Source organism: Bradyrhizobium archetypum (genome assembly GCF_013114835.1).
GTDB classification, from domain to species: Bacteria; Pseudomonadota; Alphaproteobacteria; order Rhizobiales; family Xanthobacteraceae; genus Bradyrhizobium; species Bradyrhizobium archetypum.
In genome coordinates this window covers 670,211-696,960 of the sequence record NZ_JAAVLW010000003.1, presented here as the reverse complement: position 1 = coordinate 696,960, position 26,750 = coordinate 670,211, and the positions used below count along the sequence as shown (strand labels likewise).

Genomic DNA, 26,750 nt, shown 5'->3' with positions numbered 1-26,750 from the left:
TCAAGTTCCCAACCGGTTCATGGACGGAAGTTGCGTCCATCCATGCTGCGACCACCCTTTCGCAAGGTTGATGAAATTTCGCGCGATTTCAATTGCGCCGAAATTGTCGAGATCGTTATGACCGCCTCGGGCAAGACGGACAAACCGTTTCGGCTCGTTGGCCAGCGCAAACAGCCGCTCGCCGAAGGCAACCGGTATCGTCGGATCGAGCGCGCCATGCATCACCAGAAGAGGAACCCTGATCCGGGCGATGTGCCGGTCGGCATGGAATTGATCGCGCATCAGAAGCCGCACCGGCGCGAACCAGTACGCTGACGCAGCCACGTCGACAATCGACGTATAGGGCGCTTCGAGAATCAGCTTGCCGACCGGCTGTTCGGCCGCCAGCGCAACCGCGACGCCGGAGCCGAGGGAGAATCCCCAGGCGACGATCCTGTCCGCGCTGTATCGCGCGGCCGCAAAGGCATAGACCGCCGCGGCATCCTGCAGCAATCCTTGCTCGCTCGGCTGCCCGCTTGAACCGGCATAGCCGCGATAGGACAGCGCGACGATGCCGATCCCGTCGGCGATCAGGCCGCGAAAGCGGCCGAAGAAGCCGGCGAGATAATCGCCATTGCCATGGAAATAGAGAACCACCGGACGCCCCGGCCGGGCCGGAACATGCCAGACGATGACTTTCTCACCATCAGCCGTGGCCAGGAGATGTTCTTCGGCTTCGGGAAAGCCCGCTGCCTGCGGCGGCGTGCGCGCGCCCGTCGGGGCAGGAAACAGCACGGCGCGCTGCGCGAAGAACAGCGCGAGCAGACCGCAGACATAACCGGCTGAGATGATGAGGAGCAGCCATTTCAAGGTGGTCATGACTCTGCGATGCTTACAGGCAACATTGCCTATCGGCCAGTGTGATATCCCAGGTTAATACAACATGCTCGCCAGCACGACTTCGCGGACTACCCGGATCGGCGGCATCCACTGATTCCCATCATTGTAGTTACCAGCCGCAATTGCCACTGAAAGGGCACGTTCGGGAAACGCGAACAGTCTCAGACCTCCATAACCGAATGCCCCGGGCGATCCGACGGTTTGGCGGTTTACCGTACTGGAGATCGCCAGCCTACCGGAAATAGCCATAGCGGCGCGTTTCGTCGACGGCGACGTAAGCTTTGAAGGGTTGCTCGAATGCAAAGCGGACAGATGGCGGCGTCGCCGATAGTCGCCGCGGCGCCGATGATCATCGGACGACGCGCGAACGTGGTGCCCCCGATCCGTTACATCCCCTTGACGATGTTCTCGGTGACCTTCTTGGCGTCGCCGAGCAGCATCATGGTATTGTCGCGGTAGAACAGCGGATTGTCGATGCCGGCATAGCCCGACGCCAGCGAGCGCTTGATGAACATCACCGTGCCGGCCTTCCAGACCTGCAGCACCGGCATGCCGTAGATCGGCGAAGTCTTGTCTTCCTCGGCGGCCGGATTGGTGACATCGTTGGCCCCGATCACGAAAGCGATATCGGCCTGCGCAAATTCGGAGTTGATGTCCTCGAGCTCGAACACCTCGTCATAGGGCACGTTGGCTTCCGCCAGCAGCACGTTCATGTGGCCGGGCATGCGGCCTGCGACCGGGTGGATCGCATACTTCACCTCGACACCTTCCTTCTTCAACAGGTCGGCCATCTCCCGCAGCGCATGCTGGGCCTGCGCTACCGCCATGCCGTAGCCGGGCACGATGATGACCTTGGAGGCGTTCTTCATGATGAAGGCGGCGTCGTCGGCCGAGCCGAGCTTTGCAGGCTTCTGTTCGCCGGATCCACCGCCCGCCGCTGCCGTCTCGCCGCCGAAGCCGCCGAGGATGACCGAGATGAACGAGCGGTTCATCGCGTGGCACATGATGTAGGACAGAATCGCGCCGGAGGAGCCGACCAGCGCGCCGGTGATGATCAACGCGGAGTTGCCGAGCGTGAAGCCGATGCCGGCGGCGGCCCAGCCGGAATAGGAGTTCAGCATCGAGATTACGACCGGCATGTCGGCGCCGCCGATCGGGATGATCATGAGCACACCGAGCACCAGCGCAATGATGGTGATCAGCCAAAAGTCGATCGCGCTGCCGGTCATGACCAGGCGGACGATGAAGACGACCAGCGCGATGCCGAGGCCGATGTTGATCAGGTGACGTGCGGGCAGAATGATCGGCGCGCCGCTCATGCGGGCCGACAGTTTCAGGAAGGCGATCACTGAGCCGGTGAAGGTCAGCGCGCCGATGGCGACGCCGAGCGACATTTCGACGAGGCTGGACGCGTGAATCGCGCCGGGCTTGCCGATGTCGAACGCTTCGGGCGCGTAGAAGGCGCCGGCGGCGACCAGCACCGCGGCCATGCCGACCAGCGAGTGAAAGGCGGCGACCAGTTCCGGCATCGAGGTCATCGGCACCCGCCGCGCGATCACCGCGCCGATGCCGCCGCCGATGGCGATACCGAGAATGACAAGGAGCCAGGCGATGCCGTCCGCCGGCGGATGACTGGCCAGCGTGGTGCCAACCGCGATCGCCATGCCGATCATGCCGAACAGATTGCCCTGGCGGGACGATGCGGGACTCGACAGTCCGCGCAGCGACAGGATGAACAGCACACCCGCGACTAGATACAACAGTGCAGAGAGATTGGCGTTCATCTCAGGTCCCCATTATGCCTTCGACACCCCGAGGCGCATGCCACTCACTTGGCCTTCTTCTTGTACATCGCCAGCATGCGCTGGGTGACAAGGAAGCCGCCGAAAATATTCACGCAGGCGAAGATCAGCGCGATGAAGCCGAACCCGCGTGCCCAGCCCGAACCGCTTGAGATCATGCCGACGCCGACCGCGAGTAGTGCACCGACCACGATCACCGAGGAGATCGCGTTGGTGACCGACATCAGCGGTGTGTGCAGGGCCGGCGTCACCGACCACACCACGAAATAGCCGACGAAGACGGCAAGGACGAAAATCGACAGCCGGAATACGAAGGGATCGACGGCTTGAGCGATGTGCTCCATGGCTTGTCTCCTTAGGCTTTCGGCAGAAAGTTCGGATGGATGACGGCGCCGTCTTTGGTCAGCGCGGTGGCTTTCACCAGCTCATCATCCCAGTTGACCGCGAGTGCCTTGTTCGCCTTGTCGATCAGCGTCTCGATGAACGAGAACAGATTGCGGGCATAGAGGCCGGAAGCCGATTGCGCGACGCGCCCGGCGACGTTGGTGTAGCCGACGATCTTGACGCCATCGACATCGACGACCTCGCCCGCCTTGACGCCCTCGACATTGCCGCCGCGCTCGACGGCAAGGTCGACCAGCACCGAGCCCGGCTTCATCGATTTCACCATCTCGGCACTGACGAGCCGTGGCGCCGGACGGCCCGGGATCAGCGCGGTCGTGATCACGATGTCCTGCTTCTTGACATGCTCGGCGGTCAGCGCGGCCTGCTTGGCCTGATACTCTTTCGACATTTCCTTGGCGTAGCCGCCGGCCGTCTGCGCGTTCCTGAATTCCTCGTCTTCGACCGCTAGAAACTTGGCGCCGAGCGATTCAACCTGCTCTTTCGTGGCGGGGCGAACGTCGGTTGCGGTGACGACGGCGCCTAACCGGCGCGCGGTTGCGATCGCCTGCAGGCCGGCCACGCCGACGCCCATCACGAACACTTTTGCGGCCGGCACCGTGCCGGCCGCGGTCATCATCATCGGGAAGGCGCGGCCGAAGGCCTCGGCGGCCTCGATCACCGCGCGATAGCCGGCGAGGTTCGCTTGGCTGGACAGCACGTCCATCACCTGCGCGCGGGTGATGCGCGGCATCAATTCCATCGCAAACGCGGAGACGCCGGCGTCGGCGATTGTCTTCAGCGCGGCTTCATTGCCGTAGGGGTCCATGATCGCGATCACCAGCGCGCCGCGCTTGTACTTGGCAAGCTCGCTGGCCTCGGGCCGCTTCACCTTGATGATGATGTCGGCGTCCTTCAACGCGTCCGCGCTGACGGTGGCGCCGACGGCGGTGAATTCGGAATCCGGCAGGCCCGACTTGACGCCCGCGCCCGGCTCGATCGCGACTTCGGCGCCGAGCGCCTTGAACTTCTTCACGGTATCAGGGGAAGCGGCAACCCGCGGTTCAGACGGATCGATTTCCTTGGCAATCGCGATCTTCATGAAGCCTCCCCGCTGCGCGCCGGGCGCGCGCAAGCAAACTAGCGTCTTTTTCGCTTAGTTGAATACCGGTTTCGCAACCGGCATGCGTGCAATTTTCTGGCCACCGCCGCTATCGGCGGGTAGCAGGCAGTGAGGCGTCAGGTGAGGAAGTAGCCCATCAGCGCAACGATGATCACGACGGCGGCGGTGCCGTATTTGACCAGCATGATGAACCCTTCATAGGTCTGCTCATGGGCCGCGTAATCGTTGCCGTCAGCGGTCGTGTAGGCCACTTCGTTATGGTCTGCCATCGGTATCCCCAGTGAAAATCCGCGTTTCTCGCGTGCAATTACCGCAAAGCGTTTGGGAGGGCAACGGCCCCCTGCCTATCGGGTCATTCGGAAGGCCAATTATCCCGGATCCAGCGGGTCAGGCGGATACGATGCTGGCCTTCATGGATGTCAATGAACCGGATTCGGGCCCGACTCGCCGGAAGGCCGTCCCTAAGCCACCACGAAATCAAAACGCCCGGCGAGCCAGCCTTCGTTTTTGGCGGTCTGCATCAACAGCTCGCGGCGAAACAGGCCGTCGGTGCGGTTAAGCGCTTCGCCAGGAAAATAGAGCTGGGTCGTCAGCACGCGGCCGCCGCGCGGCTGCACCTTCACGTGAATATGGCGCGTACGGCCGACATAGGCGCCGGGCACGATGCTGCGCAACCGGTAGCGCCCTTCCGCATCGGAAAACTGATGGCCGCGCAGCCGGAAACCGGAATTGTCATAGCGGCCCTGGTCGTCGGCCTGCCAGAAATCCAGCAGCGCTCCGGCAATCGGCTTGCACGCGCGGGTCAGAACGAAGCCGGCCAGTTCGATCGGCTGCCCCGCCATTCCAGCTTCAATCAGTTCGATCCGTTCGGGCGAGGACGGCTTGAAATACGGCCCCTCGGTCTGCCGCAATGTCGGGGCCTCGCCGTCATGGCATGCGGGCGTCGGGGCAAGCGAGACCTCGGCAACGCTGGCGTCGATTGTGAGCAGCGAACCGGCCGCGAAGACGCCCGCTCCAAGCACCGCGCGCCGTGTCGGGGTGTCGACCATGGGGCCCTCCCCTCCTGTCGCCAGCATTATGGCTTGTATGGCGGGCGACGGCGGCTCAAATTGTGTCCGGGCCCATCACAATTTCGTTCCGCGCCCGCGGCCGAATCCCTCAGGCCATCGATTCGAGTTCGTCGATCATGCCCGCGATCACGGACAATCCACCGTCCCAGAATTTGGGATCCTTGGCGTCCAGCCCGAACGGCTTGAGCAGTTCGGAATAATGCTTGGTGCCGCCGGCTGCGAGCATGGCGAGGTAGCGCTCAGCAAATCCTTCGGAAGCGTTCTCGTAGACCGCGTAAAGCGAGTTCACCAGGCAATCGCCGAATGCATAGGCGTAAACGTAGAACGGCGAATGGATGAAGTGCGGGATGTACATCCAGAAGTTCTCGTACCCCGGACGGATGTCGATGGCAGGTCCGAGACTCTCGCCTTGCACGCTGAGCCAGATCTGGCCGATCCGCTCCGCAGTCAGTTCACCGTTCTTGCGCTCGGTATGCACGGCGCGCTCGAACGAATAGAACGCGATCTGCCGCACCACGGTGTTGATCATGTCCTCGACCTTGCCGGCCAGCAGCGCCTGGCGCTGCCTGGCGTTCTTGGTCTGCGACAACAGCCGCTTGAAGGTCAGCATCTCGCCGAACACGCTCGCGGTTTCCGCAAGCGTCAGCGGCGTCGGCGCCATTAGCGCGCCGTTCTTCGCGGCCAACACCTGGTGCACGCCATGGCCGAGCTCATGCGCGAGCGTCATCACGTCGCGCGGTTTGCCCTGGTAATTCATCAGCACATAGGGATGCGCCGAAGGCGTGGTCGGATGCGAGAACGCGCCCGGCGCCTTGCCCGGCCGCACCGGCGCATCGATCCAGCGATCGGTGAAGAAGCGTTCCGCGATCGCAGCCATGTCGGCGGAGAAGCCGCGATAGGCCGTCAGCACCATCTTTTGCGCCTCGGGCCAGGCGATCGTGCCGGTCGCGGCAAACGGCAGCGGCGCGTTGCGGTCCCAATGCGCGAGCTTTTTCTTTTTGAACCAGCCGGCCTTCAGACTGTAGTAGCGGTGCGACAGACGCGGATAGGCCGTACGAACCGAGCCGACCAGCGCATCGACGACCTCGCGCTCGACGCGGTTGTTGAGGTGCCGCGAATCCGCAACATCCTGAAAGCCGCGCCAGCGGTCGGAAATTTCCTTGTCCTTCGCAAGCGTGTTGGTGATGAGCGCAAAGGTCCGCTCATTATCCTTGAACGTTTTCGCCAGCGCCTGCGCGGCGGCCTTGCGCTTTTCCGGCGCGCGGTCCTGCAGGAGATTGAGCGTCGGCTCGATCGCAAGCTCCTTGGTTCCGACCTTGAAGCGCAGGCTGGAGATGGTCTGGTCGAACAGCCGGTTCCAGGCGGCATAGCCGCTCTGCGACTTCTCGTGAAATAGCTGCTCGACGCGATCCTCGAGCTGATACGGCTTGTCCTTGCGCAGATCCTCGATCCACGGACGATAATGGGCCAGCTCCGGCGTCTGCATCGCGCGCTCGATGACAGCGTCATCGATGCGGTTGAGTTCGAGCGCGAAGAACAGCAAATGCAGCGAGGCCGCCGTCAGCCGCTCGGAGACGTCGCCGTAGAATTTGGAAATCACTGGATCGATACTGTCGCCGGCATGAACGAGGCCAGCATAAGAGCCGAGCCGTCCGGCCAGATCATCGATCGCCTCGTAGCGCCTGACCGCCTCCGCTAGCCAAAGACCGCCGTCATCGCGGGCGATGCCTTCGGCCAGCTTGCCCTTGTAATCGGTCTCGAACGTGATGCAGTTGGCATCCATCTGCTGCAGGTCGCGCGCGATTTCAGGTGCGTCGATGCCGGAATAAAGATCGGTGAGGTTCCATTCCGGCAATTTGCCGGTTTTGGGTTTCGCTGCGCTCGCCTTGCCGCCCTTGACGGGCTTGCGGGAGGACTTGGCGGCTCGGGAGATCGCAGATTTTGCGCGCATGACACTTTCAAGACTGGGAGATGATCCAGAGTGGATCGGGAGATCAGGCGAAAGCCGCGAGCTGCGGTGCAAACTGGGCAAACAGCTCCTCGCCCTCGGTGAGCAGCGGCTCGACCTTTTCGTGGATCGTATTGCGTATCGCACACCACAACGTGATCGCACGTACCATAAGCCACGATGTCGACGGGATCGCGGCCTTGGCGTGCAATCCCACAAGATCGAGGTTTCGGTGCTCGAACAGCAGCCGGCCCGTTCCGTCTTCCAGGACGTAACGTCGCCCGATTCGGGAAATGCACAACACACAGGCCTGATCCGGCAACGGACCCAGCAGATAAAACTGGGCATCGCCATTTTCCGTCATGCCGGTTTCCCAGGTGCGGCCGGTCCGCGACGCAATCGCTGCGCCCAGCGCAGCCACGATGGTGCCGAGTTCCCTCTCGCTCCATTCGCCGGTGTCTTGCTTGCGCTCGAACGCAACCACGCTCATTTGCTTTCCGCTCCGAACAGCAGCCGGTGCAATTCCGGCTCGTAGTACATTAACAGATGCCTAGCGAAAGCTGCCGGTTCAAGCCCCAGCTCGCGGGCCCACGCTCCCATAATTTCGGTTGGAACACGGCTGAACCCGTTTTCGACTTGCGAAATGAAGGTGTAATATTTCAAGCCGAGGCGTGCTGCGAGATCGGCCTGCGACAATTCGGCATCGGCCCTTCGCTGCTTCAGCCAATCCCCGGCCAGTTTCCGCAATTGCTTGGCGTCCGGCGCAGCCTTGGCCGGCAGCCGTTCAGCGAAAACGTCTTGATGTTTTCCTCGTTTCATGATTACTAAACTAGTCAGAACAAATTGCCGGTTAGGTCATGTTTCCTACCACAATTCCTGCGCGCGAATAAGAATCCGATGGCCTTCTTGGACCGCAGCCAGATTGTCCGAACAACCGGTCGAGCCCCCTCGGTCCCGGCCAAGGAGTTGATGGCCGGCATCCTTCTGGTGACGCTGCTCGCGACTCTCGGCATCCGGAACTTGGTGCCGGCAGAGGCGCTGGCGCCGGCAATCGTCACGCTGCTGTTTGCGGCTGGCGCGGTGACAGCCGGACTCGCGCTGCTTTGTCAGGCCGGCCGGTGCCGCATCACCTGGTTCGACCTTGCCGGAAGCCTGACGTTCATTGGCGTCGTCATCTCGGTTTTGATCGACCCCGACCAGTTGGTCAGGCTGTGCGGTGTTTCGGAGCAACCTGAGTAAGGAACCATTTTTCCGCGCAGTTTGACTGCGCCTGCGACTGTGTGCGTCCAAGCCCGGGCCCCTCTGGCAGTTCAAGCGAACTGCGATGTCGGATTGGACTTTGAACGGAGTGGCCCGCATGCTGGAATTTTTCACCTCACACTCCCTCGCCGCGCTGTTCCAGGTCGTGATGATCGATCTGGTGCTCGCCGGCGATAACGCGATTGTTATCGGGCTTGCCGCCGCCGGCCTTCCCGAAGGTCAGCGCAAGAAGGCGATCTTGATCGGCATATTGGCCGCAACGCTCCTGCGCATCGGCTTCGCTTCCGTCACAGTCCAGCTCTTGCAGATCATCGGGCTGTTGCTTGCCGGCGGCGTTCTCCTGCTCTGGGTATGCTGGAAGATGTGGCGCGAGTTGCGCGCCGCGCATCATCAGCCGGCGTTCCAGAACCTGTCGGCTGCAAGAACGATGGATATAGCCGCCACGGGTGGTCATCAAAAGACGCTTAGCCAGGCCGTATGGCAGATCACACTCGCCGACGTCTCGATGTCGCTCGACAACGTGCTTGCGGTCGCAGGCGCTGCGCGCGAGCATCCGATGATACTGATATTTGGATTGGGACTTTCCATCGCACTGATGGGGCTCGCCGCCAACTTCATCGCGCGGCTTTTGGAAAAGCACCGCTGGATCGCTTATGTCGGCCTTTTGATCATCCTCTATGTGGCATTCGACATGTGCTATCGCGGCGCACTGGAGGTGTGGCAGGACGTCAAGGTTTAGCCGAGATGTGAACGTTTAAGAGAGCGTTAATCGGCATCGGCGAAAGTGCCCCGATTCGATACAATTCAGTAGCGTGCGGGGAGAGCCATGGCTGCCACCATTCTGATTGCCGACGACGACGCCGTTCAGCGCCGCTTGGTTGAAAACATGGTGCAGAAGTGCGGCTATGAGCCTCTCGTCGTCGATAACGGCGATGCGGCGATCGCCTTGCTGACCGCCCCCGATGCGCAGGCAATCGACGCGATGGTGCTCGACCTCGTGATGCCCGGCCTCGACGGGCTCGGCGTGCTCGCAAAAATGCGTGAAGCAGGCGTCAGCGTCCCGGTCATCGTGCAGACCGCGCATGGCGGCATCGACAACGTGGTTTCGGCGATGCGCGCCGGCGCGCAGGATTTTGTGGTCAAGCCGGTCGGCTTCGAGCGGCTGCAGGTATCGCTGCGCAACGCGCTCAACACGAGTGCGCTTAAGGGCGAATTGCAGCGCATCCGCCACAGCCGCGAAGGCCGGCTGACATTTGCCGACATCATCACCCGCAGCGAAGCCATGGCAGCCGTGCTGCGCACTGCGCAGAAGGCGGCCACGTCGAGCATTCCGGTGCTGATCGAGGGCGAGTCCGGCGTCGGCAAGGAATTATTCGCCCGCGCCATCCACGGTTCCAGCGAACGCAAGACGAAGCCCTTCGTCGCGGTCAATTGCGGCGCCATTCCCGACAATCTCGTCGAATCGATCCTGTTCGGTCACGAGAAGGGCGCCTTCACCGGCGCCACCGAACGCCACATGGGCAAATTCATCGAGGCATCGGGCGGCACGCTGTTTCTCGATGAGATTGGCGAGTTGCCGCTGGCTGCGCAAGTCAAGCTGTTGCGCGCGCTGCAGGAAGGCACCGTGGAGGCGGTCGGCGGCCGCAAACCGGTGAAGGTCGACGTCCGCATCATTTCCGCGACCAACCGCAAGCTGCTCGACCTCGTGAAGAACGGCGCGTTCCGCGAGGACCTGTTCTATCGGCTGCACGTGCTGCCGCTGACGATTCCACCCTTGCGGATGCGGCGCGAGGACATCCCGCATCTGTTGCGGCATTTCCTGGCGCGCTTCGCCGCCGAGGAAAACCGCACAATCACCGGCATCAGCGGAGAAGCCGTAGTGCATCTCGCGCAACTCGATTGGCCCGGTAACATCCGCCAGCTCGAGAATACGGTGTATCGCGCCGTCGTCTTGAGCGAGGGCGACCTGCTCGACCTGTCCGATTTCCCGCAGACCATCGGCCAGGCCATATCGGACGGCGAGCACGCCCACAGCGAACCGCTGGTGGTCGCGCCGTCAACGGCGCCCGCCATGGTTTCGGGTAGTGAAATACCAATTGCCCCGCTCGCCAATGCCGGCAGCCTTGCGATGCTCACCGCCACCGGCGAGGTACGGCCGCTCGAAGAAATGGAAAACGAGATCATTCGTTTTGCGATCTCGCATTACCGCGGCCAGATGTCGGAGGTCGCGCGCCGCCTCAAGATCGGCCGCTCCACGCTCTATCGCAAACTAGATGAGGCTACCGCCGACGACCCCGCCGATGGCGGCGCGCAGGACACCAATTGAACGAACGGCCGCTCGCGATTATGGCACATGCAAGGCAAAGATCGTGGCAAACCAAGGACATCGATCGTTCGGAAGCTTTTGAACCGTGGCTTGCCGGTGACAGACAAATGGCGGGTGGCGTGGCAAAACCGCACGACCCGAGTGCAAACGGGTAGTTTGAGGTCAGTTTGTCGTGAGTTGTCCCGCATGGCGCTGGCTGCATGAGAGGGGCATATGTATCGTCTGCGTTGAACCGTGGCGTGCAGGCGTACGACTGAGAACCGATCGAGCCGGCGCTTCCCGCGCAAGCTATGAACCATGCCAACGACTGTTCCATGCCGGGGCAGTTTCGCCCAAGGGGGTGTGACGATGCGTGACTGTTCGAATCGTGCAGGATTTGACCGCGTGCTGATGGCCGTCGCGGCAACCTTCCTCACGGTATCTGCGACCTCAGCACTGGCGGCTCCGTCGGATACGCCACGTGCCAGCGCTGCCGAACTCGCGATCGACGCAGCAGTTCCCCGTCCCGAGCCGGCGAATGTTCCGCCCCCGACCATCGGCGACTTCAAGATGGACTCGACCGGCGCGGTGCCCGATGCGGCCAAAGCCACAGAGAAGCCGGCCGAACCGGGGATGGCCCCGAAGGCGGCTGAACCCAAAACGGATATCAAGCCGGCGGAGACCGTCACCGCGCCCGCCGCCAAGCCAGGCGACGCCGCCACAACCACGCCTGCAACCGCGACGGCGCCGTCCGCCGAGCCTGCCAAGGAGCCGGTGAAGGTCAGCAACGTGGCGCCCGCCGACCAGCCGGTCGCCGACAAACTGCGCGAGATGCTTTCTGCGAAGTCGCTGCGCTATTTCGACCGCAAGAACGAGCGCGCCGCCGTCGAAAAATTCTATTCGGGGCGCGAATACGCGCCGCAGTGGACCCAGGCCGGCAAGCTGACCGACAGCGCGAAGGGCGTCATCGCCCGGCTGAAGGACGCTGCCGCCGAAGGGCTCAACCCGGCCGACTATCCGGTGCCCGAATTTGCTGCCGCTACTTCACCGGACCAGCTCGCCGAAGCCGAACTGAAGCTGACCTCGAGCATGCTCGATTATGCGCGACAGGCGCAGAGCGGCCGGATGCACTGGTCGCAGGTCTCCGCCGACATCCAGTATCCCGAGCACCCGACCGATCCGGCGGAAGTGCTCGCCAACATCTCGACCGCGAAAGACGCATCCGCTGCGCTCGACGGATACAACCCGCCGCACAAGCTCTACAAGGAGCTGAAGGCCAAGCTGGCCGAGCTGCGCGGCCTGGGCGACGGACCGATGATTCACATCGCCGAGGGTCCGGCACTGGCGTACAAGACCGCCACCAAGAAGCAGGGCGAAGTCGCGCCGGAAGATCCGCGCGTGCCGCAACTGCGCGCCAAGCTCGGCGTCACCGAAAATCCTGACAGCATGCTTTACGACGCCAAGGTCTCTGCGGCCGTGCGCAAGTTCCAGGAAAACGCCGATCTCAAGCCGACGGGCGTGCTCGACGACCGCACGGTGAAGGCGCTCAACAGCCCGAAGCGCGACCGGCAGATCGACACGGTCATCGTCAACATGGAGCGCTGGCGCTGGCTGCCGCGCCAGCTCGGCGCCTCCTCGCTCGGCAATGCCTATGTCATTCTCAACGTGCCTGACTTCACGCTGAAGGTGATGCAGAACGGTGCGCAGGTCTGGACCACGCGGGTGGTGACCGGAAAGCCCGGCAAACATGCGACGCCGATGCTGACGGAGACGATGAAGTTCATCACCGTTAACCCGACCTGGAACGTTCCGCCGTCAATCATCTACAACGAATACCTGCCGGCCCTGCAGCAGGATCCGACTGTGCTGCAGCGCATGGGCCTGCGGCTCGAGCGCAACCGCGACGGCAGCATCCATATTTCGCAGCCGCCGGGCGAAGCCAACGCGCTCGGCCGCATCCGCTTCAACTTCCCGAACAAGTTCCTGGTCTATCAGCACGACACCCCGGACAAGCACCTGTTCGCGAAGGAAGAACGCGCTTTCAGCCATGGCTGTATGCGGGTGCAAAATCCGGATCAGTATGCTGCGACACTGCTCAACATCACGATGCCGAACGAGCGCTACACGCCGGAAAAGATCCGCAGCATGTACGGCCGCAGCGAGATCGACCTCAAATTCCCGACGCCGATCCCGGTCAACATCACCTACCAGACCGCGTTCGTGGATGACGCCGGCAAGCTGCAGATCCGCAAGGACATCTACGGCCGCGATGCCGCGATGATCGCGCTGCTCAAGAACGGCCGTAGCAAGGATCTGGAGCAGATGATTGCCCACGCGCAGCCGAACTATTCGCGCCCGTCCGGCTCGAGCCTGCCGGTTGGCGTCAACTTCGCCAGCGACAACACCTTCTCGTCCGGCCCGTCCTTCTTTGAGCGCCTGTTCGGGGGACCGTCGCCCATGACGCCGCCCGCCCCGGTCGGCCGCCGGCCGCAGCCGCGGTTCACCCGGTAATCCGGAGAACTACGGTCCCCTGGGCCAAAATTTCTTAACGAAATCAACAATCTCTCCTTCCCGGAGAGATTGTTTACGTTAACCATTATCCATGCCGGAATCGGTGCAGGGCACTTTTTCGCCACAGTCAACGCGTTAGGTTAAGGCTTGCTTGGGGGCAGGACGGTAAACCTCGGTTAACCCTCCTGCTTTAAGAAAGCGTTCACCGTCTTTTGCCGGGGGTCTGCAAAAGAAACACCGTGAACGCTGGTCGACTGGGTGGGCTTATACGTGCTGGCTGGTTTCGCGCGCCAATTCAATCCGCTTGCTCTGCCAAAGGCCGGATATCGGATCGGGCTGACCACGCTATTGCTGCTCGCCGGCGCTGGCACGGTCCATGATGCGACGGCGCTGAACGAAACCCGCACCCTCTCCTTCCATCACACCCATTCCGATGAAGACCTCACCGTCACCTTCAAGCGCGACGGCCGCTACGACGAAGAGGCGCTGAAAAAACTCAATCACTTCCTCCGCGACTGGCGCAGCCAGGACTCCACGACGATGGATCGGCACCTGTTCGATATCATCTGGGAGGTCTACCGCGACGTCGACGGCAAGAAGCCGATCCAGATCATCTCCGCCTACCGCTCCCCCGCCACCAACGCCATGCTCCGCCGCCGCTCTTCCGGCGTGGCGCGTTTCAGCCAGCACATGCTCGGCCACGCAATGGACTTCTACATTCCGGACGTGCCGCTTGAGCAGATCCGTGCGGCCGGTCTCAGGTTGCAGCGTGGCGGCGTCGGCTTCTATCCGACCTCGGGATCGCCGTTCGTCCATCTCGATACCGGAACCGTCCGTCACTGGCCGCGCATGACCCACGATCAGCTCGCCAGGATATTCCCGGACGGGCGCACCGTGCACCTGCCGTCCAATGGCGGCCCGATGAAGGGTTATGAGCTGGCCCGCGCCGACATCGAACGCCGCGCCAATGGCAGCGACGCCGCAACTGTCAAGATGCCGAACCTGTTCGCGGCGCTGTTCAAGGGCGGCAAGTCGACCGAAGAGGATGACGAGGCGGGTAGCGCTCCGGTCAAAAACGAGAAGCCCGCGCCAACCAGCGTGGCCGCCGCGAAATCCGCCGAGCCGGTGCCGACGCCGCGCGCGAAGCCGATCGGCGCGACCATCCAGCTCGCCGCAGCCGACGCGCAGATCGTGCCGGCCACCAAAGCCAAGCCCGAGGTGAAGCCGGTTACGCAGGCTTCCGCCGACAGGGCCGAGCCGAAACCGCAGACGCCGGCCGATATCATCAATTCCCGCGGCTTCTGGGACGACGTGCCGAAAGATCCCAATCAGGCCACCCCCGCGCAGGTCGCGGCCCTCCGCGCCCGCCAGGCGCTCGCCGCCGCCACCGATCAGCAGCCGACCGCCAGCGTCACCGAATCATTCAACCGGGCAATGGCCTATGCTCCGGCCGCGGCTTCGCCCGTCGACCGTTTGAACATCGTCGCAGCCGCCGCACCGATCCCGCGTCCCACCCGGCTGGCGCGCAACGCCGGCGCCGCCGCGACCGAAATCAACACCGTGGTCGCCAAGGGACCGCAGGGCGGTGCCCGTGGTCCGGACGGTGTGGTCGCCACCTCGACCCGCCTCGCCGCCGCACGGGTCAACGACATCTGGATGCGGGTCGTGATGCTGGCACCAAGCGCGAGCAGTGCCATGTCGACGACCGTGCTTGGCGACACCGAAATGACCCAGATGCGCGCCTACTTCGTCAAGCCGCAGGCCGCGATCGCCATGACCTTCTCGGAAGATCCGATGATGGGGATGACCTGCGACCGCTTCACGGGATCGGCAACGACGCAACTGCCGACGCAGTCCTTCGTAATGCGCACCGCCGCGCTGCGTTAGGCGCGCCCTTTCCGCAAAATTCGCCGTCGCCTCGCGAATGGTTCGCTTGGCCAGGACGACGGAATCTCACAGCATCCCCAGCGCCTGCATATAGGTTTCCAGAATGGTTTCCTGCTCGGCGCGCTCGTTGGCGTCCTGTTTGCGCATCCGCACGATGGTGCGCAGCGCCTTGGTGTCGAAGCCGTTGCCCTTGGCTTCGGCATAGACGTCGCGAATATCGTCTGAGATCGTCTTCTTTTCTTCTTCCAGGCGCTCGATGCGCTCGACGATGGCCTTGAGCTGGTCTTTGGCAAATCGGGTCGCGGGCTCGTCCTGGACGGCTGCGGCGGCGGAGGTGGCCATCGGGTACTCCTGAATTGGAACTGATGGGTGATGCTGAAAGTTCAAGCGCCGCGCGCGTCACCGCACGGCGCTTTGTTCGGATTGACCCTCAAGATCAGGGGGCCTTGCGTCAAGGCAACATCACGCTCATCCACAGCGCGCCCACAGGAGATCAGGCACACTGTCCCCTCGTCATGGCCGGGCTTGTCCCGGCCATCCACGTCTTCGTTGCAACGATGCTCTCAAGACGTGGATGCCCGGGACAAGCGCGGGCATGACGGACAACTTGGTGACAAATCGCGCGAGAGAACAAAATTCGCTCAATGCCCCGGATGAACCTTCTTCATCGCTGCCAACTGCTCCGGCGTAGCTGTACCCTGATATTTCGCCTTCCACTCCTCATAGGGCATGCCGTAGACCGCCTCGCGGCTTTCGTCCTTGCTGACAGCGATACCCTTGGCGTCGGCCTCTTCCTTCATCCAGTTGGACAGGCAGTTGCGGCAGAAGCCAGCCAGATTCATCAGATCGATGTTCTGGACGTCAGTGCGGGTGCGGAGATGGCTGACCAGGCGCCGGAAAACAGCCGCTTCCAATTCCGTTCTGGTTTTGTCGTCAATCGTCATGGCTTTCGGTCCTGCCTCGCATGGTGCCGAGCATATTGATATCAGGTGGGAAATGTCACAGATTTTGCCACATCTGCGCGCAAAATTGGCGACCTCACATGGAGTCCCGGTTTCCCATAGCGCGGGAAAGGCGTTCCCCGGCCGTTGACAGGTCCCGCCGGGTCACGCGAAATCGTCAATGATTTGATATAGCTTCGCTGCATGACTGCAACAGATTCGCGCTGCCTGCCCTCCCTCTCCGCTCGTATGGCCGCCGGTTTGGCGCTGGTAGCGGCGTTGGCGGCGATGTGCCTCTGGAGCAGCCCGGCGGCGGCCGATTTCCGATTGTGCAACAACACCTCCAGCCGGGTCGGCATTGCGCTGGGCTACAAGGACGCAGAGGGTTGGACCACGGAAGGCTGGTGGAACGTGTCATCGAGGACGTGCGAGACGCTGCTGCGCGGAACTCTTGTCGCCCGCTACTATTACATCTACGCGCTCGACTATGACCGCGGCGGTGAATGGTCGGGGCAGGCGTTCATGTGTTCGCGTGACAAGGAATTCACCATCAAGGGTACCGAGAATTGCCTGGCGCGCGGTTACGACCGCACCGGCTTCTTCGAGGTCGATACAGGCGAACAGCGAGCGTGGACCGTGCAACTGACCGAAGCCAACGAGCAACCGGCGCAGCGCGTGCCGGGAATTCCAGGGACGATGGGACCGGGAGGCCCCGGCGGGGTTCCCGGCCTGCCCAATCAGCCGGGCGGACCGGGCCTGCCGCCAGCCCCGGCGCCCAAGCAATGAGACGGCTCCGTCGTATCAAGATTCTCGCGACCCTCGGCCCGGCCTCATCCGACAGCGCGATGATCCGGAAGCTGTTCGAGGCTGGTGCGGACGTGTTCCGCATCAACATGAGCCACACCCCGCACGACAAGATGCGCGAGCTGGTCACGACCATCCGCAATGTCGAGAGCAGCTATGGCCGTCCGATCGGCATCCTGGTCGACCTGCAGGGACCGAAGCTGCGGCTTGGCGCGTTCGGCGAAGGCTCGACCCAACTCAAGAATGGTCAGAGCTTCGTGCTCGATTCCGACAAGACGCCGGGCGACAATAACCGCGTGCAGCTACCGCATCCGGAAATCCTTGCAGCGCTTCGGCCAGGCCATGCGCTGCTGCTCGACGACGGCAAGGTACGCCTGATCGCGGAAGAAACCTCGTCCGAACGCGCGGTGACGCGGGTCGTGATCGGCGGCAAGATGTCGGACCGCAAGGGCGTCAGCCTGCCCGATACCGATCTGCCGGTGTCCGCGATGACGCCGAAAGACCGCGCCGATCTCGAAGCGGCGCTGACCACCGGGATCGACTGGGTCGCGCTCTCCTTCGTGCAGCGTGCCGAGGACGTCCACGAGGCCAAGCGGATGATCCGCGGCCGCGCCGCGGTCATGGCCAAGATCGAAAAGCCGCAGGCCATCGACCGGCTCGCCGAGATTATCGATGCTTCGGACGCGCTGATGGTGGCGCGTGGCGACCTCGGCGTCGAACTGCCGCTGGAGCGGGTGCCGAGCCTGCAGAAGCAGATGACGCGGATGGCGCGTCGCGCCGGCAAGCCGGTGGTGATCGCGACCCAGATGCTGGAATCGATGATCCAGGCCCCGGTGCCGACCCGCGCCGAAGTCTCCGACGTTGCAACCGCCGTCTATGAAGGCGCCGACGCCATCATGCTCTCCGCTGAATCGGCCGCCGGCAAATTCCCGGTTGAAGCGGTCTCGACCATGAACCGCATCGGCGAGGAGGTAGAGCGCGACCCGACCTATCGCACGGTGCTGTCGGCACAGCGGGCCGAACCTGAGAATACAGTCGGCGACGCCATCGCGGATGCCGCGCGGCAGATCGCCGAGACGCTGGAATTGTCCGCCATCATCTGCTGGACCTCGTCGGGCTCCACGGCGATCCGCGTGGCCCGCGAGCGGCCGAAGCTGCCGGTGGTGGCGATCACGCCGAACCTCGAGACGGGCCGCAAATTGTCGGTCGTCTGGGGCGTGCATTGCGTGGTGGCGGAAGATGCGCACGACCAGGATGACATGGTCGACCGCGCCGGCTCGATCGCGTTTCGTGACGGCTTCGCCAACCAAGGCCAGCGTGTGATCATCGTCGCCGGCGTGCCGCTTCGCATCCCCGGCACCACTAACATGGTGCGCATCGCCACTGTCGGTGGGGAAGGCAAGCCCGAGAAGTGACGGCGCGGCCGTTAGCGCCCGCTGTCGTTCCGGGGCGATGCGCAGCATCGAACCCGGAATCTCGAGATTCTCAGGTGCGCAATTGCGCACCATAGTTCGTCGCTTCACGCCGCTCCGGAATAGCGGAAACTACGCCAGCGTCGCGTCCAGCGTGATCTTCGTGTTCAGTAGTTTCGACACCGGGCAGCCGGCCTTGGCTTTGCCCGCCAGCTCCTCGAACGTCGCCTTGTCTGCGCCCGGGACTTTCGCATTCAGCGTCAGATGAATCGAGGTGATGGCAAAGCCATCGCCCTGTTTTTCCAGCGTGACGTCGGCCTTGGTCTCCATGTGTTCGGCGGTGAGCTTGGCTTCACCCAAAATCAGCGACAGCGCCATGGTGAAGCAGGCGGCATGCGCCGCGCCGATCAACTCCTCCGGATTGGAGCCCGTCTTGCCCTCGAAGCGGCTGGAGAAGCCGTAAGGGTAATCGTTCAGTGCGCCGCTCTTGGTCGAGATCGCGCCCTTGCCGTCCTTGATGCCGCCCTGCCATTTGGCAGATCCTGATGTCGTCGTCATCGCAAAGCTCCTGACCACGGTTTGAACCCGTCGATAAGTCGCAGCGTGGCAAATGGTTGCGACAAGGGCATGTCGCAAAACGGGGGAGTCTCTAGGCTCCCACCAGCGCCTTGGCCGGCAGCACCGCCTGCACCACGAGGCCGCGGGCGCGGGCATCCATCACGCCGACGGCGCGCAACGCCAGCAGCGTGACCGTTTGCACGGCGTCGCGCAGCTTCGCGGGATCATCCAGATTTTCGGGTGCCAAGGGACCAACCAGCGATTCATGCAGCGCGCCGAGCAGTGCGGTAGCGGCAAGTGCGGTATCCTGCGCCGGCAGATGGCCGGCGCGCACCGCGGCGTCGATTCTGGCAGCAATCTCACCGGAGATTTCGCGGCGGCTGGCAAGCCGCGACGCCGAGACATCGACGTCGACAGGTTCGGCCAGAATACCCCAGGCGAGCTTGCGTTGCGACAGCACCTGCACGGCAACGGTGGTGACGGCGGCAGCGAGCGCCGAGGACGGCCCCGGCGCGGCATCGGCCGCACGGCGGATCGCCGCCAGCTCGTCGCGCGACACCTCGGCAATCAGCTCGGAAATCAACTCGGCCTTGGAGGGGAAGTAACGATAAACGGTGCCGGCCGCCACATTGGCGCGGACCGCAACCGGCGCGATCTGCACCGCCGCCATGCCCCCCTCGGCTGCAGCATCCCGTGCTGCCGCCAGGATGGCGCTACGCCGCGCGGCCAGCCGTTTTACGACCTGATGGGTTCGCCGATAGACCATGGCGCGTCTTCCGTCCCCGGCGCGCCCTTGAGCCCTCGCGGAGCCTGCCAGAACGCGCGCACCTTCAACGTCTTGAGCGACAAGCACGCTCATTGCTTTCAAGAAGTGAACAACTATTCACGACTGATGACAAGACGGTTTTGCGACGCGGATCTGGAGAGGCATTGCCGGCAGGGCTCTGCCAAATCATTAACAGGCTCTCAACGCTGCCCGGTTAGCATGCGCCAAGTTGGGCAGCCTCAGATGGTCTCGTTCGGCCTGGACCGATAAACGCCGTCTGATGCAGCCGTCTTGTCAGATCGGGCGAACTGCGTGCTCTCACGATGAAGCTGACTTATCCGTTTCCATTGCTGCGCCTTGTCGCATTCCTGATTGGTGGCCTTTTGATCGGTACCGTTGCCGGCAAGCTGCCGATCCCGGGCATCCATCAGGCCGATCCAGCCGCGATTGCGCCGCCGCCGCGCGTCGAACGGTCCTGCGCCTCCGCATCCGGCAACACGGCAATCATCGTCGTGCACGGCCAGAGCAACGCCGGCAATTGGGGAAGCGCCCGACACGCAGCGCGCGAAGCCGTCGACAATTTCGACCCGCTCACCGGCAAATGCTTCGCCGCCGTCGATCCCCTGCTGGGCGCCGACGGCGAAGGCGGGAGCTTCGCGACGCGGCTGGGCGATATCCTGATCCAGGCCGGGCGTTACGATCGCGTGATCGTCGTCCCCCTTGCCATCGCCAGCACCTCGCTTTCGGTTCTGAACAATGAGCGGGCGGATTCGATCACGAACGCCATCTCGAAACTCAAGGCGGCGGGCCTGACGCCGACGCATTTTCTGTTTCAGCAAGGTGAAACGGACGCAACGTCAACGATATCGGCGGAACAATATGCCTCGCTGCTACATCAGCTCGTGAAGCGATTTAGAACCGCTGGCTTCGATGCGCCGTTTTATCTGTCACGCAGCACAAAATGCGACATCGCCGAGCCGAAGAACACGGCTGCGGTACGTGCCGGTCAACTCGCGGCTGTCGATGATGCACTCAACATCCGCCAAGGGCCCGACACCGACACGATCGGAAATGACGGCCGCAATGCCTCCAATGGTTGTCACATGAACGAGATCGGCACGCTTGCCAACGCCGCGCTCTGGGCTGCATTCATCAAGTAGCGCTTGATGATCCTGACTCTTGACGCGCGATATCGCCGGACGTCACGTCGCGCCGTTCACGCGCCTGCCGTGGCCAACGCCGGTACCGGCTCGTGCCGCCACCACGATCCGGCGCGGCGTAGAACCAGCGCAGACGTACCCAGCGTGGCGCCAAGTCCCGTCGGAATGCCGGTGAACATGTAGCACAGGATGAGGACCAGGACGGCGCCCAGCGCCGGAAGCTCGTAGCGGCGAAAGCCGTTTTTCAAGCCGATGCGGATCAGGAAGGCGATCGCGATTGCCAACACCATCATATCGTACATGAAAAGATAGGGCGTGGTCAGCAGCGTGCCGGCAGCAAGCGCGGCAGCCTTCAACGTGTAGGGCACGCGGCTTCGCCACATCAGCGCCAGCACCACGACAACCGAAGCGGTGAGGACCCATTGGAACGCCCAGCCGAGCGGCTCGCTGCCGCCGAAGTAGCGCACCAGCGAGAAGATGCTCTGCAGCTTCCACCAGGTGGCCTTGCCTTCGGTCAGGAACGCCTGCGAGAATTTCGGCATCCAGTGGAAGAACGCCAGCCAGCTTTCGATGCCGAAAGCGAGCCAGGAGGCAACGGCGACCGCGACCGCCGTGACGGCGGCGCTGACGAACACCCGCCAATGGCCGGCTGCGATCAGCACGACCGGAAAAAGCAGCCCGTATTGCGGCTTGTAGGTCAACAGCCCGAGACAAATACCTGCGAGAACCGGACGGACAGGGATCAGATAGATCGTGCCGCCGATCAGTGCCGCGGTGAGAAAGCCGTTCTGTCCGACCAACGCGTTGATGAACGCCATCGGAATGGCAAGCGCAAGCAGATAGCCGAAGGCGCGGCCGACGATCGCACGTATTGCGACAAGGAACGGCACGAAGCTGACCACGACCCAGCCGATGAAGGCGAGCCGATAGGGAAGCTGCGCCAGCAGCGATGCAACGAACAGAAACGGCGGCGGATAATGCCAGGCAAAATAGCCGACGAAATCCTGACCGAGTTTTGCGACCTCGACGTGCTTCTGGATGTCCCAGTCATAGGCCTGCGCCGGGAAACCATCGAGCACCAGGCGGCCGGCCGCCCAGACATTGATGAAATCGGTCGGAATGCCGCGGCCCTCTGGATCATAGATCCACCAGTGCGAGAAATACGCCACGCCGCAAAGGCTCAGATTCGCAACCGCCAGCACCAGGCAGACCCAGACGAGCCACCCGGGAATTGTCGTTGGCTCCGGAGCGGTCTGGAAGGTGGAGCGAAAAGCGGCCATGCGAGATCCTTAACCCGGGCGCAATATCGAAGGCGCAGACCTCAGCAATAGACCGGACTGAATTGAGGAAATCTTAAGTTTTGCGGCGCAAGCCGCGAGATTCCCGTCGTCCATTGGAAAGCAGTGACCTACCGATGCCAGTTCTCGGCAGGACGTCTCCCTCGCGTCTTGTCGATAGATCAGGCGGTATGGTCCCCGCGCCACATGCGCAATTGCGTACAAGGCGGACGACGTGTTCGGAGAGTACGGCCGTCTCCTACTCCCAGTTTAGCGCGCCGCCGTTCTGATATTCGATCACCCGCGTTTCGAAGAAATTCTTCTCCTTCTTCAGATCCATCGCCTCCGACATCCAGGGAAACGGATTCTCGGTCTCCGTGAACACCGGCGGCAGCCCGAGCTGCGCGCAGCGGCGGTTGGCGATGAAGTGCATGTAACTCTCGCATAGACTTGCGTTCAGTCCCAGGAAGCCGCGCGGCATGGTGTCCCGACCATAGGCCGCCTCGAGCTCCGCCGCCTCACGCACCATGGTGCGAATTTCGTCCTGGAAGGCTTTCGTCCATAGATGCGGGTTCTCGATCTTGATCTGGTTGATGACGTCGATGCCGAAATTCAGGTGGATCGATTCGTCGCGCAGGATGTACTGGTACTGCTCGGCGATGCCGACCATCTTGTTACGGCGGCCAAGCGAGAGGATTTGCGCGAAGCCCGTATAGAACCACATGCCCTCGAAGATGACGTAGAACGCAACGAGATCACGCAGGAACGCCTGGTCGGCTTCGGGCGTCCCGGTCCTGAAATTGGGATCGTCGAGATTCTGGGTATGCTTCAGCGCCCAGGCCGCCTTGTCGGTAATGGACGGCACCTCGCGATACATGTTGAACAGTTCGCCTTCATCTAGTCCCAGGCTTTCGACGATGTACTGGAAGGTATGGGTGTGTACCGCTTCCTCGAAGGATTGCCGCAACAGATATTGCCGGCATTCCGGATTGGTCAGATGGCGATAGATCGCCAGCACGATGTTGTTGGCAACCAGGCTTTCGGAAGCCGCGAAGAAGCCGAGATTGCGCTTGATGGCGCGGCGCTCGTCGTCGGTGAGGCCGTCGCGCGACTTCCACAGCGCGATGTCGGCCTGCATCGAGACTTCGGTCGGCATCCAGTGATTGTTGCAGCCGGCGAGATATTTCTCCCAGGCCCATTTGTATTTCAGTGGCAGGAGCTGATTGACGTCGGCGCGGCAGTTGATCATCCGCTTGTCGTCCACGGATACCCTCCCGCCGCTTCGGTCGATCGCGCCGAGACCGGATTGATCGGGCGCAGCGGCAGCATGCGCCGCCACAAAAGGCGACATCCGGCGCTGGGGCGCGGAAGGCTCTGACCAGTCGAGCATTGTCGTCTCCTTCTTTTCTTGTCTGCTCACTGGCAGGCTTCGCATTCGGGGTTGTCGATGGAGCACGCCACCGCGCGGGACAGATCGGGCGCCGTGACCTCTGACGGCACGATGATCGCCGCGGACGCCGACAGGACCGGCGCAGCCGCAACGGCGTTGAGCTTGCCATCAGTGCCGCGGAGCGTCGATTTTTCGACATGCGTCGCGCTGCGCGAGCGCAGGTAATAAGTCGTCTTCAGGCCACGCGCCCAGGCCAGCCGATAGAGCGCATCGAGCTTTTTACCGGAGGGATTGGCGATATAGAGATTGAGCGACTGCGACTGATCGATCCATTTCTGCCGCCGCGATGCCGCCTCGATCAGCCAGGCGCTGTCGATCTCGAAGGCGGTGGCATAGAGCGCCTTGAGGTCCTGTGGGATGCGATCGATCGCCCCCAGGCTGCCGTCGAAATATTTGAGGTCGTTGACCATCACCTCGTCCCACAGCCCGCGCGCCTTGAGGTCGCGCACCAGGAACTCGTTCACCACGGTGAAGTCGCCGGACATGTTGGATTTGACGTAGAGGTTCTGGTAGGCGGGCTCGATCGATTGCGCGACGCCGCAGATGTTCGAGATCGTCGCGGTCGGTGCGATCGCCATCACGTTCGAATTGCGCATGCCGGTCCCTCTGACGCGCTCGCGCAAGGCATCCCAGTCGAGCGTCATGCCGCGATCCATGGAAAGGCCGTCGCGGGCGTCCGCGAGCTGTTCGATCGAGTCGATCGGCAAAATGCCCTGGCTCCACAGCGAGCCCTCGAAGGACGGATAGCGTCCGCGCTCGGCCGCCAGATCGACCGAGGCCGAGATGGCGAAGTAGGAAATCATCTCCATGCTGATGTCCGCGAAAGTCACCGCCGCGTCGGAAGCCATCGCGATCCGTAACGCCTGCAGCGTATCCTGGAATCCCATCAGGCCGAGACCGACCGGGCGGTGTCGCAGGTTCGAGCGCCGCGCTTCGGGAATGGTGTAGAAATTGATGTCGATGACGTTGTCGAGCATCCGCATGGCAATCGTCACGCTGCGCTTCAGCCGATGTTCATCCAGCCGCCCCTCCCGCACATGGTTGAGCAGGTTGATCGAGCCGAGATTGCAGACCGCAGTCTCATCGTCCGAGGTATTGAGCGTGATTTCGGTGCAGAGGTTCGAGGAATGAATCACGCCGGCGTGGCGCTGCGGCGAGCGCAGATTGCAGGGGTCCTTGAATGTGATCCAGGGATGGCCGGTTTCGAACAACATGGTCAGCATCCGGCGCCAGAGATCGGTGGCGCGAACCTGTTTGAACACGCGGATTTCGCCGCGCGCGGCCTTCGCTTCATAAAGTGCGTAACGCTCGGCGAACGCTTTGCCGTAGAGCTCGTGCAGATCGGGTGTCTCGTCCGGCGAGAACAGCGTCCATTCGCCATCGGCCTCGACGCGCTGCATGAACAGATCCGGCACCCAGTTCGCGGTGTTCATGTCATGGGTGCGCCGACGGTCGTCGCCGGTGTTCTTGCGCAGATCGAGGAACTCCTCGATGTCGATGTGCCAGGTTTCAAGATAGGCGCAGACCGCGCCCTTCCGCTTGCCGCCCTGGTTGACGGCGATCGCGGTGTCGTTGGCGACTTTCAGGAACGGCACCACGCCCTGGCTCTCGCCATTGGTGCCTTTGATGTGTGCGCCGAGCCCACGCACACGGGTCCAGTCATTGCCGAGCCCACCGGAATATTTGGCCAGCAGTGCGTTGTCCTTGACCGATTTGAAGATGCCGTCGAGATCATCGGCGATGGTAGTCAGGAAACACGACGACAATTGCGGCCGCAGCGTTCCCGAATTGAACAGCGTTGGCGTCGACGCCATGAAATCGAACGACGACAGGAGATCGTAAAACTCGATGGCGCGCGCCTCGCGGTCGATCTCGCGCAGCGCCAGACCCATCGCGACCCGCATAAAGAACGCCTGCGGCAGCTCGATGCGGTTGCCGGCTACATGCAGGAAATAACGGTCATACAGCGTCTGCAGTCCTAAAAACTGGAACGCCAGGTCGCGCTCCGGCTTCAACGCCGCGGCGAGCTTTTTCAGGTCAAAGCGCGCGAGATCAGGGTCGAGCAGTTCGGCCTTGATGCCGGTCTTGACGTAGGCCGGGAAGTACTCGGGATATCGCACGGTCATGTCGGCCTGCGAAGCGCTGGCCGGCGATCCCTCGACATAGGACAGCACCTCGGTGCGCAGCTTGTCCAGCAACAGCCGCGCGCTGACGTAAGCATAGTTCGGCTCCTGCTCCACCAGCGTGCGCGCGGCCATCACCGACGCCAGCGCCAGCTCGCCTTCGCCGATCCCGTCGTAGAGATTGCGCTGCGTTTCCGTGAGCACGGCAGCGGCAGCGACACCCTCGAGGCCGGCGCAGGCCTCTTCGATGATCAACGTCAGCCGCGCCATATCGAGCGGGACCCGCGCGCCGCTTGCCAGCGTGACACGCAGCGAAGGCTGGGCGGGCGACCGCGCGGCCTTGGCCGCCTCCTGCCCGGCGCGTTGTCGCGTGCGCTCCTCACGATACAGCACGTAGGCACGCGCGACCTTGTGATGCTCGCTGCGCATCAAGGCCAGTTCGACCTGGTCCTGCACGTCCTCGATATGGAAGGTGCGGCCCTCGCTCATCCGGCGCGATAACGCGCCGACGACCTCCGCGGTCAGTTGCTCGACGATTTCATGCACGCGGCGGGAAGCGGCGGCGCCATGCCCCTCGACCGCGAGGAACGCCTTGGTCATCGCGACCGAAATCTTGCTGGCGTCGAATTTCGAAACCGTGCCGTTGCGGCGGATCACCTGCATCGGCGGCTGCGCTTCCGGCGCGGCGAGCTGCTCGGGGCGCAGGTGAATGACTGGAGCTAGGCTTGCTTCGCGATCGAGAGAGAGTGACATCAAGAGACCCCGTGATGTTGTTGGGGCTGGATGTCGGAGAGGACGCTGCTGCAAATGCGCGGGCGAGAAACGCCGGCATGAGTCTGCAAGCGCCGCCGGGACACCCCGCCCGTGGACGTTTTTCGCTGTCGCGGCAGGTCTCCTGGCTCGCAGGTCGCCGTTATTCCCTGTCTTCCCAATGCGATGCCGCATCAGTGACGTCAGTTCGGGAACAACTCACTGCTTACAGTTGCGGGGGCAGCGCCGGAATCTCGCGCGTTTACGTGCGATCACCGGCTTCCCTCTTAGCCACCATGACTTGGGCCATGATGGACCGTGACGACTATATCTCGTGTTATTC

At 62.8% G+C, this 26,750-nt stretch carries 24 protein-coding genes and 1 riboswitch; of the genes, 8 read left to right on the top strand and 16 right to left on the bottom strand.

The annotated features are described in order from the left end of the window. The 9 genes from HCN50_RS11890 to HCN50_RS11850 form a co-directional block, all read right to left on the bottom strand. Complete coding sequence (locus HCN50_RS11890) at positions 1–858, bottom strand: alpha/beta hydrolase (protein WP_171709817.1); 858 nt, start codon at positions 856–858, stop codon at positions 1–3. 407 nt (positions 859–1,265) lie between these two features. Next, positions 1,266–2,663, bottom strand: coding sequence for an NAD(P)(+) transhydrogenase (Re/Si-specific) subunit beta (locus HCN50_RS11885; protein ID WP_171709816.1), 1,398 nt, complete (start codon positions 2,661–2,663; stop codon positions 1,266–1,268). A gap of 44 nt (positions 2,664–2,707) precedes the next feature. Beyond that, positions 2,708–3,025 carry a proton-translocating transhydrogenase family protein gene (locus HCN50_RS11880; protein ID WP_027579715.1) on the bottom strand — a complete coding sequence of 106 codons (318 nt, stop codon included), beginning with the start codon at positions 3,023–3,025 and terminating at the stop codon, positions 2,708–2,710. 11 nt (positions 3,026–3,036) lie between these two features. Next, complete coding sequence (locus HCN50_RS11875) at positions 3,037–4,164, bottom strand: Re/Si-specific NAD(P)(+) transhydrogenase subunit alpha (RefSeq protein WP_171709815.1); 1,128 nt, start codon at positions 4,162–4,164, stop codon at positions 3,037–3,039. Between the two features lie 137 nt (positions 4,165–4,301). Then, positions 4,302–4,454 (bottom strand): aa3-type cytochrome c oxidase subunit IV, encoded by a 153-nt coding sequence (locus tag HCN50_RS11870; RefSeq protein WP_171709814.1) that lies wholly within the window; start codon positions 4,452–4,454, stop codon positions 4,302–4,304. 192 nt (positions 4,455–4,646) lie between these two features. Further along, positions 4,647–5,234, bottom strand: a complete 588-nt coding sequence (locus tag HCN50_RS11865) for a dioxygenase family protein (protein WP_210264875.1) — start codon at positions 5,232–5,234, stop codon at positions 4,647–4,649. Positions 5,235–5,343: 109 nt separating this feature from the next. Further along, a complete protein-coding gene (locus HCN50_RS11860; RefSeq protein WP_210264874.1) occupies positions 5,344–7,206 on the bottom strand; it encodes a M3 family oligoendopeptidase in 1,863 nt (620 codons plus the stop codon). Between the two features lie 43 nt (positions 7,207–7,249). Continuing rightward, entirely contained in the window at positions 7,250–7,687 is a 438-nt protein-coding gene (locus tag HCN50_RS11855; protein WP_171709812.1) for a hypothetical protein, read from the bottom strand. 2 nt (positions 7,688–7,689) lie between these two features. Then, positions 7,690–7,950, bottom strand: coding sequence for a helix-turn-helix domain-containing protein (locus HCN50_RS11850; protein WP_210264873.1), 261 nt, complete (start codon positions 7,948–7,950; stop codon positions 7,690–7,692). A gap of 222 nt (positions 7,951–8,172) precedes the next feature. Here HCN50_RS11850 and HCN50_RS11845 point away from each other — a divergent pair, with 222 nt between their 5' ends. The 5 genes from HCN50_RS11845 to HCN50_RS11825 all read left to right on the top strand — a co-directional run bounded on the left by HCN50_RS11845 (position 8,173) and on the right by HCN50_RS11825 (position 15,166). Further along, a complete protein-coding gene (locus HCN50_RS11845; protein ID WP_171709810.1) occupies positions 8,173–8,442 on the top strand; it encodes a hypothetical protein in 270 nt (89 codons plus the stop codon). 118 nt (positions 8,443–8,560) lie between these two features. Next, positions 8,561–9,202 carry a TerC family protein gene (locus HCN50_RS11840; RefSeq protein ID WP_171709809.1) on the top strand — a complete coding sequence of 214 codons (642 nt, stop codon included), beginning with the start codon at positions 8,561–8,563 and terminating at the stop codon, positions 9,200–9,202. Between the two features lie 87 nt (positions 9,203–9,289). Continuing rightward, positions 9,290–10,789 (top strand): sigma-54-dependent transcriptional regulator, encoded by a 1,500-nt coding sequence (locus HCN50_RS11835; protein ID WP_171709808.1) that lies wholly within the window; start codon positions 9,290–9,292, stop codon positions 10,787–10,789. A 348-nt stretch (positions 10,790–11,137) separates the two neighbouring features. Beyond that, a complete protein-coding gene (locus HCN50_RS11830) occupies positions 11,138–13,279 on the top strand; it encodes a L,D-transpeptidase scaffold domain-containing protein (RefSeq protein ID WP_171709807.1) in 2,142 nt (713 codons plus the stop codon). A 270-nt stretch (positions 13,280–13,549) separates the two neighbouring features. Next, entirely contained in the window at positions 13,550–15,166 is a 1,617-nt protein-coding gene (locus HCN50_RS11825) for a peptidoglycan L,D-endopeptidase MepK (RefSeq protein WP_311968003.1), read from the top strand. A gap of 66 nt (positions 15,167–15,232) precedes the next feature. Here the strand turns inward: HCN50_RS11825 and HCN50_RS11820 are convergent, their stop codons facing one another. Together HCN50_RS11820 and HCN50_RS11815 are read right to left on the bottom strand one after the other, a co-directional pair. Beyond that, entirely contained in the window at positions 15,233–15,508 is a 276-nt protein-coding gene (locus HCN50_RS11820; RefSeq protein ID WP_171709805.1) for a DUF2312 domain-containing protein, read from the bottom strand. Between the two features lie 299 nt (positions 15,509–15,807). Further along, positions 15,808–16,110, bottom strand: a complete 303-nt coding sequence (locus HCN50_RS11815) for a DUF1244 domain-containing protein (RefSeq protein ID WP_171709804.1) — start codon at positions 16,108–16,110, stop codon at positions 15,808–15,810. A 246-nt stretch (positions 16,111–16,356) separates the two neighbouring features. Between HCN50_RS11815 and HCN50_RS11810 the strand changes: the two genes are divergently transcribed. Both HCN50_RS11810 and pyk read left to right on the top strand, forming a co-directional pair. Continuing rightward, a complete protein-coding gene (locus HCN50_RS11810; protein ID WP_171709995.1) occupies positions 16,357–16,893 on the top strand; it encodes a DUF1036 domain-containing protein in 537 nt (178 codons plus the stop codon). Next, on the top strand, positions 16,890–18,326 hold the full coding sequence (gene pyk, locus HCN50_RS11805; RefSeq protein WP_171709803.1) for a pyruvate kinase: 1,437 nt from the start codon (positions 16,890–16,892) through the stop codon (positions 18,324–18,326). Before HCN50_RS11810 ends, pyk begins: the two co-directional genes overlap by 4 nt. Before the next feature lie 129 nt (positions 18,327–18,455). Here pyk and HCN50_RS11800 read toward each other — a convergent pair whose 3' ends face one another. Beyond that, the gene (locus HCN50_RS11800; RefSeq protein ID WP_171709802.1) at positions 18,456–18,881 is read right to left on the bottom strand and encodes an OsmC family protein; all 426 of its coding nucleotides are present in this window, start codon (positions 18,879–18,881) and stop codon (positions 18,456–18,458) included. 91 nt (positions 18,882–18,972) lie between these two features. Then, entirely contained in the window at positions 18,973–19,647 is a 675-nt protein-coding gene (locus HCN50_RS11795; RefSeq protein WP_171709801.1) for a TetR/AcrR family transcriptional regulator, read from the bottom strand. A gap of 323 nt (positions 19,648–19,970) precedes the next feature. On the opposite strand from HCN50_RS11795, the gene HCN50_RS11790 reads away from it, so the two are divergent. Further along, positions 19,971–20,807: a sialate O-acetylesterase gene (locus tag HCN50_RS11790; protein WP_171709800.1), complete on the top strand. Its 837-nt coding sequence runs from the start codon at positions 19,971–19,973 to the stop codon at positions 20,805–20,807. Between the two features lie 56 nt (positions 20,808–20,863). Here HCN50_RS11790 and HCN50_RS11785 read toward each other — a convergent pair whose 3' ends face one another. From HCN50_RS11785 to HCN50_RS11775, 3 genes are all read right to left on the bottom strand, one after another. Then, positions 20,864–22,087, bottom strand: a complete 1,224-nt coding sequence (locus tag HCN50_RS11785) for a glycosyltransferase family 87 protein (protein WP_171709799.1) — start codon at positions 22,085–22,087, stop codon at positions 20,864–20,866. A 256-nt stretch (positions 22,088–22,343) separates the two neighbouring features. Beyond that, positions 22,344–23,474, bottom strand: a complete 1,131-nt coding sequence (locus HCN50_RS11780; protein WP_171709798.1) for a ribonucleotide-diphosphate reductase subunit beta — start codon at positions 23,472–23,474, stop codon at positions 22,344–22,346. A gap of 26 nt (positions 23,475–23,500) precedes the next feature. After that, positions 23,501–26,410, bottom strand: a complete 2,910-nt coding sequence (locus tag HCN50_RS11775; RefSeq protein WP_171709797.1) for a ribonucleoside-diphosphate reductase subunit alpha — start codon at positions 26,408–26,410, stop codon at positions 23,501–23,503. Between the two features lie 115 nt (positions 26,411–26,525). After that, a riboswitch (cobalamin riboswitch) is annotated at positions 26,526–26,743 on the bottom strand. Between the last annotated feature and the right edge of the window lie 7 nt (positions 26,744–26,750).

Bases quoted from the DNA above. Each gene is read 5' to 3' on its own strand.
- HCN50_RS11890 (WP_171709817.1), bottom strand. From the start codon at position 858: ATGACCACCTTGAAATGGCTGCTCCTCATCATCTCAGCCGGTTATGTC.
- HCN50_RS11885 (WP_171709816.1), bottom strand. From the start codon at position 2,663: ATGAACGCCAATCTCTCTGCACTGTTGTATCTAGTCGCGGGTGTGCTG.
- HCN50_RS11880 (WP_027579715.1), bottom strand. From the start codon at position 3,025: ATGGAGCACATCGCTCAAGCCGTCGATCCCTTCGTATTCCGGCTGTCG.
- HCN50_RS11875 (WP_171709815.1), bottom strand. From the start codon at position 4,164: ATGAAGATCGCGATTGCCAAGGAAATCGATCCGTCTGAACCGCGGGTT.
- HCN50_RS11870 (WP_171709814.1), bottom strand. From the start codon at position 4,454: ATGGCAGACCATAACGAAGTGGCCTACACGACCGCTGACGGCAACGAT.
- HCN50_RS11865 (WP_210264875.1), bottom strand. From the start codon at position 5,234: ATGGTCGACACCCCGACACGGCGCGCGGTGCTTGGAGCGGGCGTCTTC.
- HCN50_RS11860 (WP_210264874.1), bottom strand. From the start codon at position 7,206: ATGCGCGCAAAATCTGCGATCTCCCGAGCCGCCAAGTCCTCCCGCAAG.
- HCN50_RS11845 (WP_171709810.1), top strand. From the start codon at position 8,173: ATGGCCGGCATCCTTCTGGTGACGCTGCTCGCGACTCTCGGCATCCGG.
- HCN50_RS11840 (WP_171709809.1), top strand. From the start codon at position 8,561: ATGCTGGAATTTTTCACCTCACACTCCCTCGCCGCGCTGTTCCAGGTC.
- HCN50_RS11835 (WP_171709808.1), top strand. From the start codon at position 9,290: ATGGCTGCCACCATTCTGATTGCCGACGACGACGCCGTTCAGCGCCGC.
- HCN50_RS11830 (WP_171709807.1), top strand. From the start codon at position 11,138: ATGCGTGACTGTTCGAATCGTGCAGGATTTGACCGCGTGCTGATGGCC.
- HCN50_RS11820 (WP_171709805.1), bottom strand. From the start codon at position 15,508: ATGGCCACCTCCGCCGCCGCAGCCGTCCAGGACGAGCCCGCGACCCGA.
- HCN50_RS11815 (WP_171709804.1), bottom strand. From the start codon at position 16,110: ATGACGATTGACGACAAAACCAGAACGGAATTGGAAGCGGCTGTTTTC.
- HCN50_RS11810 (WP_171709995.1), top strand. From the start codon at position 16,357: ATGGCCGCCGGTTTGGCGCTGGTAGCGGCGTTGGCGGCGATGTGCCTC.
- pyk (WP_171709803.1), top strand. From the start codon at position 16,890: ATGAGACGGCTCCGTCGTATCAAGATTCTCGCGACCCTCGGCCCGGCC.
- HCN50_RS11800 (WP_171709802.1), bottom strand. From the start codon at position 18,881: ATGACGACGACATCAGGATCTGCCAAATGGCAGGGCGGCATCAAGGAC.
- HCN50_RS11795 (WP_171709801.1), bottom strand. From the start codon at position 19,647: ATGGTCTATCGGCGAACCCATCAGGTCGTAAAACGGCTGGCCGCGCGG.
- HCN50_RS11790 (WP_171709800.1), top strand. From the start codon at position 19,971: ATGAAGCTGACTTATCCGTTTCCATTGCTGCGCCTTGTCGCATTCCTG.
- HCN50_RS11785 (WP_171709799.1), bottom strand. From the start codon at position 22,087: ATGGCCGCTTTTCGCTCCACCTTCCAGACCGCTCCGGAGCCAACGACA.
- HCN50_RS11780 (WP_171709798.1), bottom strand. From the start codon at position 23,474: ATGCTCGACTGGTCAGAGCCTTCCGCGCCCCAGCGCCGGATGTCGCCT.
- HCN50_RS11775 (WP_171709797.1), bottom strand. From the start codon at position 26,410: ATGTCACTCTCTCTCGATCGCGAAGCAAGCCTAGCTCCAGTCATTCAC.